The organism is Vibrio hepatarius (assembly GCF_011806575.1).
Taxonomy (GTDB): Bacteria; Pseudomonadota; Gammaproteobacteria; order Enterobacterales; family Vibrionaceae; genus Vibrio; species Vibrio hepatarius_A.
Window position 1 is genome coordinate 154,793 of record NZ_JAATOO010000003.1, and the last position, 16,540, is coordinate 171,332.

The window sequence follows — 16,540 nt, forward strand, 5'->3', positions numbered from 1 at the left end:
AATTTTCTATTTCTTCCTTGTCGTTTCTTTTTTTCTTACTAAGTTAATTCCCACCAAAGCTGACGCTTTGGTGTTCAGATATACCTTTCTATTGATTCGTGTATCCGACTGTTAATAAAAATACTAATAACCTTATGCTCGATTCGTCGAGTAAGTGCGAACTGTATTTTTATTGGCAAATTGGAGACATGATGAACAACTCAAAAGTCACACTCAGACAACATTTTCTGCACTGCTTAAGAGCGGTGGTTTTGTTGTGTCTGAAAGAAGTTCAAATCTAGAAATCAGCCTATGACCGCCACTAGAGGAGTATGATAAGTATGATCAAATTTGACATCGGTGAAGTAACAAAAATTGCTCATTTAACCATTAACTCAAAATCTAACGTTTACATCACCGATAGGTTACCTGCCTATGGACAAACCTATATCAAAGCTCCTAAAGTCGTCTGTTACATACTGTTAATTAAGTTGTTGAATGCACTAGCAATCACTGACTTTGATGTCAAAAACAATAAATATATTTTTCTCCCCGAAGACGCTGATAGAGTTCACGAGCTGCTCGAGCTTTACTCGTCTCAATTTAGCTGTTATTCCCAATATCTTGTTATTCTTGATGAAGATTGCTTTGGCGAGCCTAGGGATCGATTTGAGTTCGATTTAAGTCTAAAGAAGCAATTATTGGATGATTATAGTAGGCAGGGTAAGAACCTAGACCTACTCCAGGTAGCCAGCGGAATCGCCGTTGACGCTTTAAGTATTAGGAAGTTTGGTGGACATGTCGAAGTAATCAATCGGCTTGGTGCTAACTACTCAATTTGATAAGTACTTTGTATTCACCTGTGACATATTCACGAACAAGAGTCAGTCGGTTTTAGGCTGACTCAATTTAGGGTAATACCACCAACACCGAGCACCAAAAACGGTGAGCAAGAATCGTAAGTTGCTTTGGAGTTAGAAGACGATATGAAAGAGTAATAACGAAGTACTTTCGTGCAAGCTAGCATTCCAACCTTTTAGTTGAAAAACCTTGCTCGTCGGCAAACTGTTTGAGCAACTCCTCTCCGATATCGATGTAATGAGAATAACGGCAACACAGCGTAATGAGCCCCTTCTCTGTATCAACGACTGCACGAACGTTATTCATACCATTGTCTATCACAAATTGGGCATGATTCCACTCACATTGAACAGCGCAACCCGATTTGAACTTTGTTCGGGCAAATTGATCTAGTACTTCTCTAGTATTAGTTTGCTGAGTAATGACTATAGCAGTTTTGCAATATGGCACCGCTGTTACCTTAAATAAGATACCTGAGTTTTCAGAATATCAATTCATCTCAGTAGTATCATAGTTTAAGCCTTTAAGCCGTGTATCAAAAGAATGGTCGTTCACAGCAAAGGTCTACACAAAAATGAACTCACTTTTGGACAATTCCGTTTTACCGTAATGCTAATTTAGCAAAACATTGATTACTTGATGTATAACAAAACTCGCTTAAGTCGGTGTCCAGTCTTACAAGAGCAGATCAAACTGAGTTCGCTATGTAACTCAAGTAATCTCTAACACTCGCCTATCCAGTTATCGGATAGGCTGTCCCAAGCTCACTAGAAGGTGATGAACTTAACTGATGTTGAGGCACGCCAAGAGCTATCAATTTCTCTTGGGTATATAATATGCCATCACCATAATTCCAGTTCTCCCAAACAGCATCAGGGTAGGCTTCCAAAATGCATCTAAAGTATGGAACATCAATATCATTGACCGAATGGCCTATGACAATGATTTTTGAAACATCGCCGTAGCCTTCTAGTTGAGCACGATTACTTTCTAGAATCTCAGCTACTGGCTTGTGAAACTTGTCTGTAACTGAAGCAACTGTTCTTTGGGACTCATCAAACCAAGGCTCATCTTCATTCCAAGGCATTGATGTAGATTGGTTGCCATTCCCGATTCCATGACCAAAAATGACGTTCGATCTGGCTTTACCATGAATATGCAGTACATCTTCGTCAGGAACTGAATATATGTCTTGGAGAGTAGGTGTATAGTTGAAGCTAATGAACTTAGATCCATTAGGAAATTCAAATAATTGCGTGGCTATGGTTACGTCTATTGCACTTATCCAAGTTTTGAACGTATCTGTTACTGCATCCACCAATTCATCTACTTTTATAGTCATCTCATCTTCATAGCCATACAGCAAGCTACTTGATGAGTCAGCCAGCTCATCTAAGCTTGGCTGCAATACGGCTTGTTCGATGAAATCATCCTCATTGAAAACACCTAGGTTTTCTTCAAAGTTAGACCACTCTTGATCATCATAAAACTCAGGGAAAAAGACAAAATGCTCGTTTAGATCATCATGATGGTTTTGATGGAAATGCCAATAACTTGTAGGTAATCCATTCTGAATATCAAAACCATTACCGATTATCACTAAAGTTGTCACGCCAATACTCCCCCGTAGATAATATCTCAAAGTACAGGTTGCATAGTATAGCAAGTAATAATCGGATAATATCATGATTATTCTACAAAATTCCAGAGTGAGGAATGCGTTCATTCACCCCAATATTGCCTTTCAATTTAGGAGGCAGTTTATCCCTGAATTTACACGAATCTTCATTTTCCTCCCCTTTGTAACCAGAACAAGCTACATACACACCATACCTACCTAGTCTCGTAATTTTGGGTGATTTACAACGAGGGCAGAGCAGGAACTTAGCCTTACAGCGTAGACACTCTCCATGCTTCGACTTCTTAACTGCTAGACCATCAGAACAGCATTCGCAGTCAACCGCTTCAGTAAGGCAGCCTAGCCCTGTGGAGCATACGTAAGTACCACGCTCACCTTTCTTTGGTTTGAGGTATCCTGTCTTACAGTTAGGGCATTTCCTTGCAGCTAATTTCTCAGGAGTGAAGTGTTCCGACACTATATTGATGTCATATTCGGGACTAAGTAACTCAAGGACAAATTCTGATGGTTCTTTCGGGTCAGCAACCAAATAGCAACGCTTCTTAGAACGAGTGATTGCTACATAAAACAAGCGTCGTTCTTCGGCATGCGGATACATATCAACGGTTGGCATCAACGCACTTACAATCTCGTTCTCTTTCCTTTCGGTCGGGAACCCGAAGTATCCTTGGTTTAAATCCAGGACGAAACAGTAATCCGCCTCCAAGCCTTTCGAACCATGCAACGTCCAAAACTTCATATTCTTGAAACCACGCTTCTTGGTAAAACGTTGGGCTGCTGCTGTTTTGCTCTTACGGTAGCGAGTCAATATACCTATTGAAGTATCAGGATCATCTACATAGATCTCCTTAATCGCTTTCTCAACAGCATTCAATGTAGCTTCAATAGGATCTTTTTCATTGGCATCATAGTTATCAATCAGAAATACTTCTGAAGATTCAACTTGAGTATGCGTGACGATCTGCTTCTGGTATTGCTCTGGATTCTTCATTACAAATCCACCAGCGGTATCAGCAATACTATTGTTATATCGAAATGTCTTTTGCAGTTTGGTCAGGGCATGATTACCAACGTTATTTTGAAACCTTGTCGTGTATTCGAGCTTGCCTCCAACAAATGCATATATAGCCTGCCAATCATCCCCTACTACAGTGAGACTTGAGCCTGACGCTTTCAATAACTCCATCAAGAAGTTCCACCTAGAAACAGAGATATCCTGAAACTCATCAACGAGAATGTATTTCCACTCAGGCTTAAACATGCCCTTTTTCAAATACTGTGTTGCCAAAAGGATCATGTCGTCGAAATCAAGATGATTTCGGCTACGCAACTCACCTACATAGGCTTGTCTCAACCCTTCAATTAATTCCATGTGACTACGGGCATTTTGGATTTCTGCTACTTCCAAACGACGCTGGATTTCATAACCCTCTATCGCCTCTGAACGAACGGCAGATAATGTATCGTGAAGCTCATTAACAGCATTTTTGATGAAGTCTTGCTTTCTTACTGCTTCTAGAATTTCTTCTTTCGATATTGGCTTAGGGACTACATTTAATGCCCTCAACTTCGCTTCTAGTACAATTTCAAGATTGCCCTCACACCAGTCATAGTGATAGGTATCAACCAGCTCAGTGTCCATCCGTTCGTGGAGATCTTTCTTGTCTTTGATTCCCTGGTTGTATTTAGCTTTATTGATGTCAGTCCTCGTATTGCCATCTCTATCAATACCGAAGTGCTCAATGTAAATCTGAGCACTGATTGCTCCCTCAACAGGTTTCACATAGAAATCAGGGCGGTATGGAAAACCAATATTGATACCAAGGCGATTGCTGTAATCAGGCTCATACACGTATTCAATGCCATTTTTGAATAGCCAGTTGCCAATCAGTACCTCTTGATAACCTTTTACCTCAACGCCATTCAGCGTGATGTACTTCTTGCCTTTCAATGCTTCTTGGTGGGCTTCTTCAGACTCAGATAGGAATGGGTTGTATGCGTAATATACAGTCTCAATGAAAATGTTAAGGTTTTCCTCACTCTCTTCGATGAAAGTAACAAGCCAATTATTAATGAATTCAAGCGATGCAGGCTTTTCTACTAACCAGCTCATGTTCAACTTACGGAACTCTTCCACCGATTGTTTCTGTGCTGCTGCGATAATCTGGAAGCCACGGCTATGAAACGTAGAAATTTGCTTATCGAGGTCATAGTGGTGAATATTCGCTGCTTTCAGTCGTTCTTTTGAACGAATACGAAGTTCTTTTGCAGCGGCATTACCATAAGCCAAAACCATTACTTCTTCAGGTTTAGCCAGTTTTCTTTCAAGAATATCTGTTGTCTTTGCGACCATAACAGATGTCTTGCCTGTTCCTGCGGCGGCAAGAACCATATTGAAGTCATCGTGCTGTACTACTGATAATCGTTGCTCTTCAGTAAGTGGATTGCTCTCAATGCTATCGTAGAAGGTTTTGCGGGCATTTAGTACTCTACCAACGTGCAACTCTCTCAGATAGCTTGCAGAACTTGAAATTGGGCTTAACTCAGATAACTTTTTAATCTTTTGTAGTGGTTCGCCTGATAAATGTGATTCCCAAAGATTCGGAGCCTTGTTGAATAACCGAACCATTGGTTCAATGATAGCTTGAACATCAGAGATAGCCGACTCACGCAGATATTGGCCAACCGCGGCTTTTGAGAATCGAGTGTAGGTATCCGCTATTTTAGATTCAATTGCTACTTGAATTTCTCTGTTAATAGCGTGGAATTGCGGGATTGTCTTTCTATGGCTCAAGCCACAAACAGCGACCACACCACTATCAGTTGTCACTTGAAGCTCATAACCAAGAAGCGAACGTTTTATTGTGCAAAAACCAAGGATATCGGAATACTTGATTGTTCTTATGCATGATTTCTCTACTACCTTTAGAGAAAGCTTACCAAACACGATCCCTTTTTGTTTTCCAAGTAAATTGACTCTTGATTTTATGATCTTCTGAAGCATTCAACATTCCTGTACCTCTATACAGCGGTGCATAATGCCACAGTTGACATAAGCAATGAACAATTACTACACCCTCACATCTTGTAAGCCAGATTGATTGCCATTTTGTCAAAATGACCAATAAGTGTGCTCTAAATCACATATCATTAATAAAATCACGTTTCTAATTTGTCTAAAACAAAAAATACTACTATCAAACTGTACAACTCAGATATCCAAATCTGTAAAGGTTCGTATATCCAAAAAGTCTAATAAAAATAGAAATAAGCTTTGCTCGCATTAGCGAGTGAGCTGAATGGTATTTTTGTTAACAATTTGGAGACCGCGATGAACAAACTGAACCTTTACTTATACAGCCCCGCCTTAAACCTCCTCAACACACGACCACCTAGCGGTGGGTTTCCTCTTGTTCAGAATTTCGACACTTGTATCTAACAAAAGGATAAATGTATGACTGAATCATACTGGGAAAATTCTTTCCAACTTGTCATATCTTGTTTAAATTGAAACATGGTATTTAATCTTGGCAAAATTGTCTTGAGCCAAGTGACGAGTTCTACCAAACATTCCGTATGAAAAATGTCATGAAGTAGCCCTTCTGATAGATTCAAAACAAATCGGAAGCCTACCTAACGGATGATAAACGATTAGAGTAGCTATCTATTAGCCCTAGCCGCATTCGTAATAACAGTGTTTTCTAACAAAGATTATAAAGCCAATAGCCCCTCACTAGAGGCTATTTGGCTGAAAACCTGACTAATGACTTACATCAAAGTTGGTCAAGCAAGTTATCGATATCTAGCTGAATTCCATCAATTGAAGACTTGGTGAGACTAAAACCCTTAATTGAGGAGAGGTGTCGAATCGTATCTTTAAAGCCACAGTCAATCAAATATTCTATTTTTCTAGCACTGAAGTCGAGCATCGCCGCTACCTTCTTCTCTGAAGAACCAATAAGATCATTTGAAGGACGAATATCGATAATAGTGCCTTCAAAATCACGGCGGTCGAAATTACTACCGTTGTCCAAGTGCGTGACGATAATGGTGTCGCAGTTTTTAACTAAAGGCGTAATAGGGGTATTACCCTGAGACTTCTTTGCTCCGCCAATCCCACCATCAAAGTAATAACCAGCTTCTTCATCCAGCTCTAAGTGCTTTGCAGGGTACAAGATAGGCAAAGCAGCTGAAGCTAGGATCGCTTGAGCCACCTCTGGCGGCGTTAACGATTTCAGTTCGACAAACTCTGATTTATCAGTATCTAAACGCAAAAGTTCACCTTTAGCAAACTCGAAGATTGAATCGATAGCATTTCCTTTAAACACACTTACCCAAATGTCTTTCCATTCGGGTAATTTCTCAAAATCCACATATTGCTCAAAAAGCTTTTTAATTGGTGAGTCATCTAAGACTGCGAGGTCGATATTTGTTTTTTTGGCATACTGAGATAAACCCAACACGGTAGCATTCGACACTTTTCTTGCCAATGGATGAGGAGAAAGTTGTAACAAACTTGCCAAAGCATAACTCACCATGAATGCAATATTTTTCTGGTTTACTTCTAACGGACTACTTTGTCCTAACAACGTCCAAATCGACTCTAATGTGGCAGCAGCGTCCGACGTTGAGGCTGAGCTAGCTACAATCACGCTATTGAGTGCACCAATACTTGCACCGCTGATCTTATCAACTTCAATATCCATCTCGGCAAGAGCTTTAAGCACACCTACTTGATACGCACCCTTTGCGCCTCCGCCTGACAGGACTAGACCAATACTCATGCTAATATCTCCTCTGACAGGCTGCCTTCATAAAGATCACGCATTAATATTTCAGCACTAACAATCCGCGTCAGTGACGCCGATTTTAGCAGTTCATCTATTTGTTTCTGCTCGTAGCCAAGGGACAATTGCGAATTGATTTGAGGAATCATCATAGCCAAAGCATCTCTATCTATACCTTCTAAATTATCGAACTGCTTGACTAAATGAGCCTGACGAACCAAATCACATTTATTGATTGAAAACTTTTCCATAATGGCGTTCATGCAACGATTAAAACCGTACTTCTTAACTTGTTCATCAACTAGTGCAACACAGCTAAAATCACTCCAGTAAAGCATTTGAACCAGACGAATAGTCTCGAAAAGTATTGAGTTGTCTGGCGAGCAGTGTACCTTCCACTCTTCGACGATATCATCTGCTGTTTGGCGTGCCTCAACCTTTTCTAAACGATACTCAATTTCAGACACCTTATCTTGCAATGCAGAAACATCTGACTCTAGTAATGAAAGAGACTGTTTATTTTTGATGAGAACGCCTGCCATTTTTTTAATAGAAGAAGCGTTTTTAAAGATCTTATTATTTGAGCTTAACACTTCATTTTTTAATGACTCGATTGCTCCCGAAACCTCAACGTTAAAATCGTTTTGGTGTTCCTCCTGACTTCCAGTTAGCAAGTTGACAATACGCTTGGAAAAAACGTTATCTCGTTTTAATACTTGGGCTTTCTCAGAAGCAACTGCGATCTGGTTTACTAGCTCAATTGCCGCAACATCGTTTAGAAATTCATATTTATCAGTCATTGCTAAGCCCCTGTTTAGAAGTAATCAGGTAATTTCTAAATCCACCAAACCATTGTTCAACGGCTTTAAGTTCTGAAATCTCTTCTTTCATTTCAGCTTGACTTTTCTCTTTTGTCATAAGAGTTTGATTGACAATATTAGACAACCCCTCGCCATAGTCAGTAAGTTTTTCCTGGTAACTATACGCCACAAGTCTGCCTTGTTCGAAAGCATGCTCAACGGTGTTATCAATATGTTCTTTCATCAACTTATTCAAAGAAGATAAATTTATTTGGTATGACGTTTCAATTACTTTTTCTTTTCGCTTACCAAGTAAGTAATTCAATGGCTTAAATGTAAAACCAAATAACCTACGATCATGTTCTATAAATGTCTCTTCCTTCTCCTCATCTATTGATAGCGCTCCAAAGTCTATAGACTTTGAGTATTCCTCAAGACTAGGCATGATAAACTCCCAGTCTGAAACCTTACGATTAATACGTTTTGTTGTCGTAATAGCCTCTGATAACTGCTCTTGTACTGTACTGTTAATATCGCCGATTTTTCTGGAGACTTGTTCCTCGGATAGTGAACGTAATTCTGCACCTAACGCTATTACTTTAGTTTCTATTACTTCTTTTAGTCCCGCTAAATCATTTTGCGCACTAGACTTTGTTGAATGTTTCTTCTTGTTTGAGTCATTAATCAGTTGTTCAAGCTCCTGGTATAGTGAACTTGCTTTTTTAGTGCTGCGATGTCCCGTATTTTTGACAACGGAATCTAGTATGCCATTTGACGCCTCTGTATTTTGAAACTGGCTGGAAATAAGATCCTCTGTTCCTTTCTGAACAGATTCAATCTTTTTTATGGTGACCTTCAACTCCTGTCGTATGTTAATGAGAACTTCATGATCAAGTTCAATAGACTTCAGGCGGCCATTAATTGTATGCAAAACAGGCTCATCAATTTTCGCACTGAGTTTATCCACAGCACTGGTAACAACCGACAATGACGCATTTTTATAGATATCTATCAATGAATCACTAATAAACTCATTAAATCCAGAGTTTTTATTCACTCTAGTTGAATGCTTAATAAGAACCTTGGCTAAGTCTTTACCATCGCCCAGTTCATCATCCAGATCTTCAAGGTAACTTTCTAAACCACCTCTGAGGCTGGCAAACTCTACAAACCATTTAGGTGGCTTTTTACGGTAACACGCATAATTATCTGAAAAATCTTGTGCCCTTTCTTTCATCAACGCACAGTAGAGTGCGGCTTTTGATGATAGTGTATGAACCTTATCCACTAGGTCAAAATCCTGAAAGGTATGATTTGAACTTATCACCTCTTTCACATCTAGGCTTCCATCAATCTGGTCTTTCTGGTTCACGATAAGTTGGAGCCTGTCAGCTAAGATATCTCTGTACGTATGTACTTGTTTTCTCAACGCTTCATCAGACAAGTCATCAATTTTCTTGCCATTTATAATGCAATAAACGCCTGATGCATTTTGTAGTACTTGCTTGAGGACAAAAGTAAGCGTTTCATTTTGACCTGCTTCATCTGGCCCAGGAGAGTCAATTAACGCCACTGAGGCATTGGAGAGAATACTTTTACCCAGAGCTTTAAACTGAGTGTAAATAGTGGGAATATCACTCTCCGACTTGATATGTTCCAAAAGATCAATAGGACAGTCATCATTTGCTCGTAACCAAGCGTTCAGCCGAGCAAGATCATTAACAAGAAATAACTCCTTTTGTGCTTCTTCTAAACTAGTAACCCTCTTTCGTAACTTCAATTCTTTTTTTTCTAGAGCTGTAATCAGTTCATTCGCCACTTTAGATCGAATTGCAGTAGTTGTAACTTTGCTTAAGTTACCACCCAACTGCAACCAGTCTGCAAACATTTGGAAAGCTGCGTATTTACCAAAACTGTACTCGACATCATCCACAGCGACTGCGTGTTGAATTTTCGTAGGAATGAAGGTCATACCCAACGTTCTTGAAGGCAGGACTTCTCGTCCAATGATACCATTGATGAAAGTCGACTTACCTGCCTTCATTACCCCGACAACGCCGATAGTAAAAAGGTTTTCGTTTAACTTGCACTTTTCATTCTGAAGAAAGGTTGCAACACTACTTTCAATATCTTTCTTAAGTTTAACTTTATGTACTTTGGACAAAGCAGCATTAGTGTAATCTATTAGATCTAGCCGAATATCATTTATAATTTCTGAATTCATAATTTACTGACGCAATATTAGTTAACTGTGTATGTACAGATTTAACTTCCCCGAATACACTGCCTTTTTCAAGGTGGCTGTCATTACTTGCTTGCTTATTGAGCAGCATTTTCTTCATTATTTAGATGTACGTCACCAACAGGCTTACAGTTACTGGTATCACAAGACCATCATTCAGGGATTTGAAGCGAGTAATTTCTCAGTACTGCCCTTTAAGATCTCTTTATCTTTTCCATTTTGATTCTGTGAAGGCATAACATAATTTAGCTTATTGTGCTTAAGCTCTGTGTTGTATCACTGCACGAAGGCTTCAAACTGCGACTGCTGTCGAGAGCTTCAAAACCTCTTGTAGGCTAGTTTGGCTTGTATTTAACTGCGCGGAACGCACGTATTTAGAAGTGTAACAAACTTCGTGGCAAGGGCGTGTTTGTCGAGATCAACGTCAACACGTCCTTGGAAAATTCCGAGTTACAGCTTTTGCTAAGTTAGTAATTATCGGATTAGCTGAGGTTTAGCAAAACCTTCTCTATGCTGCACAGAATATTACGAACCTATCTTGAAGAGTGTGTCTACAAATTTTAGACCTTACCCGTTGATTCGAACTATAACGACTCATAGCTGTTAGCAGTATTTGTGAAACGCAATGCATTTCTTAGTAGTATTATGCAATCAACCACTTACTAGAGAAAGGGAAATGACCAAGTATTACAATGATACTCCTATTGAAAGTGCTGATGCTGATTTATACGGTATCACACCGTTTGCTGAATCCATCGCAAATAGCATCCAAGGCATTAAGAGTCCGATTGGTACAGCTATCGCACTAAATGGCCCTTGGGGTTCAGGAAAAAGTAGTGTCGTTAACATCATTAGGGCCTCATTGGATGAACGTCAGGACAAAAACTTGGTAGTGACAGATTTTAAATGCTGGTGGTATCGCGGTGAAGAGGCGCTGGCTCTAGCATTTTTGCAAAACCTTCATGTAACTTTAAAGGATGGTTTGGGTGACAAAATAAAAGACCTTATCCCAAGCTTGTCGAAAAATTTACTTCAAGCTGGTTCCGTTGTTGGTCAAACGGTAGCGGTTGCCAGTGGTCAAGGGTGGTTAAAAGGAGCGATTTCTGGCTCATCAAATTACATAGAAAAAGCATTCTTTTCTGAAAAGCAGACGGTTGAAAAATCGTTCAAGAAACTTGCTAAAGTGCTGGAAGAACAAGAAAAAAGATTTCTTGTTGTGATAGACGATATCGACCGATTAACCCCAGAAGAGGCACTGGCTACATTTAGGTTAATTAAATCTGTTGGCCGCTTACCCAACGTTATGTATCTATTAGTGTTTGATAGAGAACTGGCTGAAAAGGCTGTCAATGATAAATACCCTTCCGAGGGGCCTCATTTTCTAGAGAAAATCATTCAGGCTGGATTTGAAGTGCCTTTGCCAATGCAAACTGATTTGAATGAAGCAATACAGTCTTTCATTGTAGATATTTGTGGGCAGCCTCAAGATAAGGAGCTTCGAAGGTTTATGAACATTTTCTACGATGTAGTTGTTCCTTATATGACCACGCCCCGTCATGTAGTCAGGTTTAGGAGCGCTATTAGTGTAACTTGGCCTGCAATTGCTGATGAGATCAGTTTATCCGACTTCGTTGCGCTGGAAACGATACGGCTTTATGAGCCAGTTTTGTTTAATAGAATTAGAAAGAACAGAGACTATGTATGTGGCAATCGTGACAGGGATCGTGATGAAAATGCGATCAATGAATACTTGATTGATATTCCAGATAAACGTCACGAAACTGTAAAAGTCGCGTTGCAGCGTATCTTTCCTAAGTTTGAGTCGATGGGATACGGTGGTGAATGGTTAAGCATATGGAAGTCAGAAAAAAGAGTCTGTGTCAGTACGCATTTTGATACTTACTTTAGACTTTCGTTGAGTAGTGACGCTCTTTCAGCCAAGCAAATAGAGAGTTTGGTTGAACAGTCTGGTAATCGTGATTTCATACAGATTACGATGCTAAACGCTAAAGACCAAAAGCGTAAAAACGGTAAGTCAATGGTGCCAGTTTACTTAGATGAGCTTAATACTCATGCAGCTAAAATCCCGAAAGACAACGTATCAATTCTTATATCGTCTTTGTTTGAGATATTTGACCAAATTGACTTAAAGACTGACGGTGATAGAGGATACATGGCTCTTGCTAATACTGGGCTTAGGTATCATTGGTTAATAAGGCGTTTGACCGAGGGCCGATTTACTATTGGAGAAAAAAATGAGCTTTATGTTGAAGCTATAAAGACAGCTTCCATGAGTTGGGCTACAGACTTCGCAAGCTCGGCAGCAAATTTGCTCAATGAAGAAAAAGGGCGAAGTGAGAATGAGTATTTAATTGATGTAGCTACTCTTCCTATAGTAAATGAGTTGGCCTTAGCAAAGATAAATGAAGCTGCTGAAAGTCAGGCGTTGTTACGTAGCAAAGATTTAGTATCAATTTTGTATAGCTGGGGAAGGCTACGTGACGCTGATTTCACTGAAGTTCGTGAGTGGACAGATAAGAAACTTCTCGATGATGAGAGCCTACTAATAATTTCTAACGCGCTAATAGGCGAGTCTTGGTCTATGGGAATGGGAGGCTTTGGATCTCTGGGTGATAGAGTATCTATTGCGTCCAAAACAGTTAGACTGGAAAACGACAGCGAAATTATTAATACAGAACTACTACGGGCAAGACTTAAGGAGATTCGAACTAGGTCGGATACATCAGTAGAAGTTCGAGATTTCATAGATGGATTTTTCCAAGCTTGGAAAAATACAGACGATTACTAACCTGTGCTAAATACTAGTGCGCCCCCTCTCAGCGTTGCCCCCCAAACTATAGCCGAACCTTTAATGGACTCGGCTTTTTCCTATACGCGATCCCATAAAGAAAAACTGTTAGTGTTTGAAGTTCCAAGGTAGCAACGTATCGATATAAGGCTCCGCTGTCGGCGGTTACTTCATATACAGGGTTCAGTAATCACAGAGGATAAGAGCACTCGCTTTTGCAAGCTAGATGACGCTAAAGAACATCGCGTCGCATTAGCAAAAATAGGGCAGTTTTACTTGTATAACTAAGCTTCAAGGGATCTCGTGACTCATTTTGGAGCTAAGCCTTGTTAGTTCCTAAAACCCGAACCGCACTTTACGAACCACTCCTCAGACACGACTCACCCAAGTTGAGAGTAATTAAAGCGACTAAGGACGAGATCCATGAGCTTCGCTCATGAACCAATCGATGTGCTTCAAAACAACACTTTGGGAGGCCACTTTGTCATTTTGTTAATAGAACAGAAAAAGTGGCCTTTTTTTGTTGAAAAATTCCAGCACATAAATGATTGATTACACGCCGAATCCAAAAAAAATTGCTAATCCATTGATTTTATAAGTAGTAGTGAATTGACGTTCACATTTTCAGGCGGGTATGATTCGCTCAAATCAACGATACAAAGTCATGCAAAACTTCGACAGGAACTCAACAAAACAAGCACTTTCAACAGTCTTATCAAGCGAAACCAACCGTTCAACCAAAGTGGTCTACTCCATTTTTAGGTGCACTTCACTCACGCCAAACAATTGGTTGAGCTTTGGTTGCATACACCTCCTACAGAACCATATCGAACATTTCAAAACGAAGTTTTGGCTCGATTTGCATAAGGGTATTTCGCCGCTGTTGTATGCAATTACTTCATGCTGGCTCGCCAGTTCGAAGATCAATCATCTGATTAGCTAGCTTAACAACTTCAATCTAAAAAACTAACTCTCTTGAACGGTTCGAAAAGGTTATAGCTGTAATCATCGTGTGCCGAGCAAGTTTTAACCCAAAAACATAACTATAAGAAAAAATAACTATGAAAATCTACAATCAATCAACAGGTAACGAATACATCGGCATTAGTGGACTGCAACACAATATGGCCTCTATTCTCATATCAAATGGCATTAAATATGACAAACCAGGCAGACGAATTGTTGCTCCAATGTATGGTAAGACAAACATTTTGGGAATTGCCAAGTCGCACCGTGAGGCTAACATTCGTGATATTGAAATCGTAATCGACTCGAAAAATCACCCTGAGTTATCCGCAAAAGTGCTAGTAGAAAACATGGAAAAGGATCGCCTAGCGATTGTTGATGTTGAGACTGGAATCAACTATGCGAAATGTGATTCATTCACTTCCTTATGGGAAGGTTACAAGATGTACCCGAGCAACGAGATTGCGAACTTGAATGCAAAGTTTCTAATCCAAAAAATCCCTCTACAGTTCAATGACGTTGACTCTTGTCTGGCACACTATCTCGATGCTGGTAAACCTGGCTACCAGGATTTACTTGAAGCTTTGAACAAGGCAGAAAAACAGTATGAGTCTTTGTTGACTGAAGCAACAAACGTTACTGAGTTCGACAATTTAATCGACGTGAAAACATTCGACAACGTTAGCTACCATCTAGATGGCAATCAATTTGATACTACCGTATTGCTAGGCCAGACTGGCACGGGGAAAACAAAATTTGGCTTCCAACCATTGGTAAGGTCAGCGCATAAAAACAAAAGGGTAGTCTACCTCTCTTACCTTATTCCTCTAGTTAAGCAGTTTTGTGAGTCAGTCGGTGCCGTAGCGTACAACAATGCCACCCTTTTTGAGATCGAAAACTCGGTTGCGCTTGGTTCCGTCGTTAACAGCATCCATAAAGACCACCTTGCTTCAGTCATCCTTAACTGCGACATACTCATCATTGATGAATTTGAAAAAGTTATGGCGAATGTTTGTCGAAACAACGACACAATGCCTGAACAAGTGTATGACATTCTGCTGCAAGCAATAAAGAAGGCTCCCAAGGTCGTTGTTGCTGATGCTGATATTACAGATACCACCCTACGCTGGTTGCGTAAGCACCGAAAATGCATCCAAATCATCCGCGCGAAGCAAAACCCATACGCCAACATCAACGTCACTATTGCGAATAAGTTTGCCGCTTTTAGCAACACATCTAGCAAGCTCAAAGGGGAAAATGTCATTCTCTTCGACTCTCTAAGGTCAATGCGCATGACAATGATAGACATGGGATTGACTGATAAGAGTGGGCAAGCTTGTGAAAAAATTGCGTTGAAGAGCAAGGTGTTAGTGCTCACTGGCAGCAATAAAAACATGGTAGCTCAATCGAGTTTTCTTACATCTCCATCAAAAGAATGCACCAAGTACGACATGATCATGGCATCGCCGTGCTTGGCTTCTGGCTACTCATGTGAAGCTGAATATACAGACAATGTTAACGTAGTGAGTGACCTCGTACTGGGGATTGATGAATTGGTCAATTTCTCGAGGCGTTTCCGTACTAGTAAAAATATTACGTTCTACCTAACTCAAAATGACCATTTCAATTATGTCCCTACTCTTCCTTGTGACACTGACTCTGACCGCGACATCCTTCGTAATGAGTTTGAAGACAAGAAAAAACTATTCAATGCGAATCAACCTCTTAGCATGATGTGGAACCTAAAGCGGCTTGGTTTCAATGTCCAAGTACAGCAATCAAGCAAAGAGCAGCTTGAAGAAGGTAATTTTCGATTCAATCTCCTAAAGGCTCAGGATCTCGAAGCTCGAATCCAGGCTATTTTGGCGGCACGCCTGATTACACGAGCCGAGTCAGACAGGCTGCTCATGAGTAACCAAGTCGGTTTTGAAGAATTGGCAATACTCAAGAGGTACGAGATCATGCGCGACTATCAACTAGAGGAAATCACCAAGCAGGACATTCTCTTTGATGAGGCTTTCTATAACAAAGCACTGTACAAACAAATTTGGAACCCCAACGGGGTCAACCAAAACAAGTACCTTGTTGAGCCAGCTAAATTCATTAAGTCCCAGATTTTCCAAAATCCAGACTACCAAGGTGATGATGGCACACTTGTACTTTCTCGCCCCCAAGTTCATGGCATCGCCACAGAAATTTTCGACAATTGGGAGACATTTAAACACTTGCTACCAGATAGCGAGCAACAAAAAGATTGCACGCAGACTACTGCAACCAAACTCTTCAAGGCCTTGATTACGTCATTAGGGTATATCTGGCCAAAGGGGGGCTATCAAAGCGAGCCTAAAAAAGTGAAACTTTCATTGGACGCGAGGGCTCTAACCTACAAGAACAGCCTTCTGTAACAGGAACCAGCGGGTGGAAATCGGGCAACATATGCGCCCGATTTTCATCAAG

General features: G+C 40.3%; 9 protein-coding genes. 3 read left to right on the top strand and 6 right to left on the bottom strand.

All coding sequences use genetic code 11. The annotated features are described in order from the left end of the window. Positions 1-320: 320 nt before the first annotated feature. Positions 321-821 (top strand): hypothetical protein, encoded by a 501-nt coding sequence (locus HCZ42_RS03410; protein ID WP_167419349.1) that lies wholly within the window; start codon positions 321-323, stop codon positions 819-821. A 178-nt stretch (positions 822-999) separates the two neighbouring features. Here the strand turns inward: HCZ42_RS03410 and HCZ42_RS03415 are convergent, their stop codons facing one another. The 6 genes from HCZ42_RS03415 to HCZ42_RS03440 all read right to left on the bottom strand — a co-directional run bounded on the left by HCZ42_RS03415 (position 1,000) and on the right by HCZ42_RS03440 (position 10,290). After that, positions 1,000-1,146, bottom strand: coding sequence for a hypothetical protein (locus tag HCZ42_RS03415; RefSeq protein ID WP_167419350.1), 147 nt, complete (start codon positions 1,144-1,146; stop codon positions 1,000-1,002). A gap of 427 nt (positions 1,147-1,573) precedes the next feature. After that, on the bottom strand, positions 1,574-2,452 hold the full coding sequence (locus HCZ42_RS03420; protein WP_167419351.1) for a bacteriophage abortive infection AbiH family protein: 879 nt from the start codon (positions 2,450-2,452) through the stop codon (positions 1,574-1,576). A gap of 82 nt (positions 2,453-2,534) precedes the next feature. Further along, a complete protein-coding gene (locus HCZ42_RS03425) occupies positions 2,535-5,483 on the bottom strand; it encodes a UvrD-helicase domain-containing protein (protein ID WP_167419352.1) in 2,949 nt (982 codons plus the stop codon). Positions 5,484-6,252: 769 nt separating this feature from the next. Continuing rightward, entirely contained in the window at positions 6,253-7,263 is a 1,011-nt protein-coding gene (locus HCZ42_RS03430; protein WP_167419353.1) for a patatin-like phospholipase family protein, read from the bottom strand. Beyond that, on the bottom strand, positions 7,260-8,066 hold the full coding sequence (locus HCZ42_RS03435) for a hypothetical protein (protein WP_167419354.1): 807 nt from the start codon (positions 8,064-8,066) through the stop codon (positions 7,260-7,262). Before HCZ42_RS03435 ends, HCZ42_RS03430 begins: the two co-directional genes overlap by 4 nt. Next, on the bottom strand, positions 8,059-10,290 hold the full coding sequence (locus tag HCZ42_RS03440) for a dynamin family protein (protein ID WP_167419355.1): 2,232 nt from the start codon (positions 10,288-10,290) through the stop codon (positions 8,059-8,061). The genes HCZ42_RS03435 and HCZ42_RS03440 overlap by 8 nt, the downstream gene beginning before the upstream one ends. Positions 10,291-10,984: 694 nt before the next feature. Between HCZ42_RS03440 and HCZ42_RS03445 the strand changes: the two genes are divergently transcribed. Beyond that, positions 10,985-13,117, top strand: coding sequence for a KAP family P-loop NTPase fold protein (locus HCZ42_RS03445; protein WP_167419356.1), 2,133 nt, complete (start codon positions 10,985-10,987; stop codon positions 13,115-13,117). 1,061 nt (positions 13,118-14,178) lie between these two features. Then, entirely contained in the window at positions 14,179-16,488 is a 2,310-nt protein-coding gene (locus tag HCZ42_RS03450; protein ID WP_167419357.1) for a DEAD/DEAH box helicase family protein, read from the top strand. The last annotated feature ends 52 nt before the right edge of the window (positions 16,489-16,540 follow it).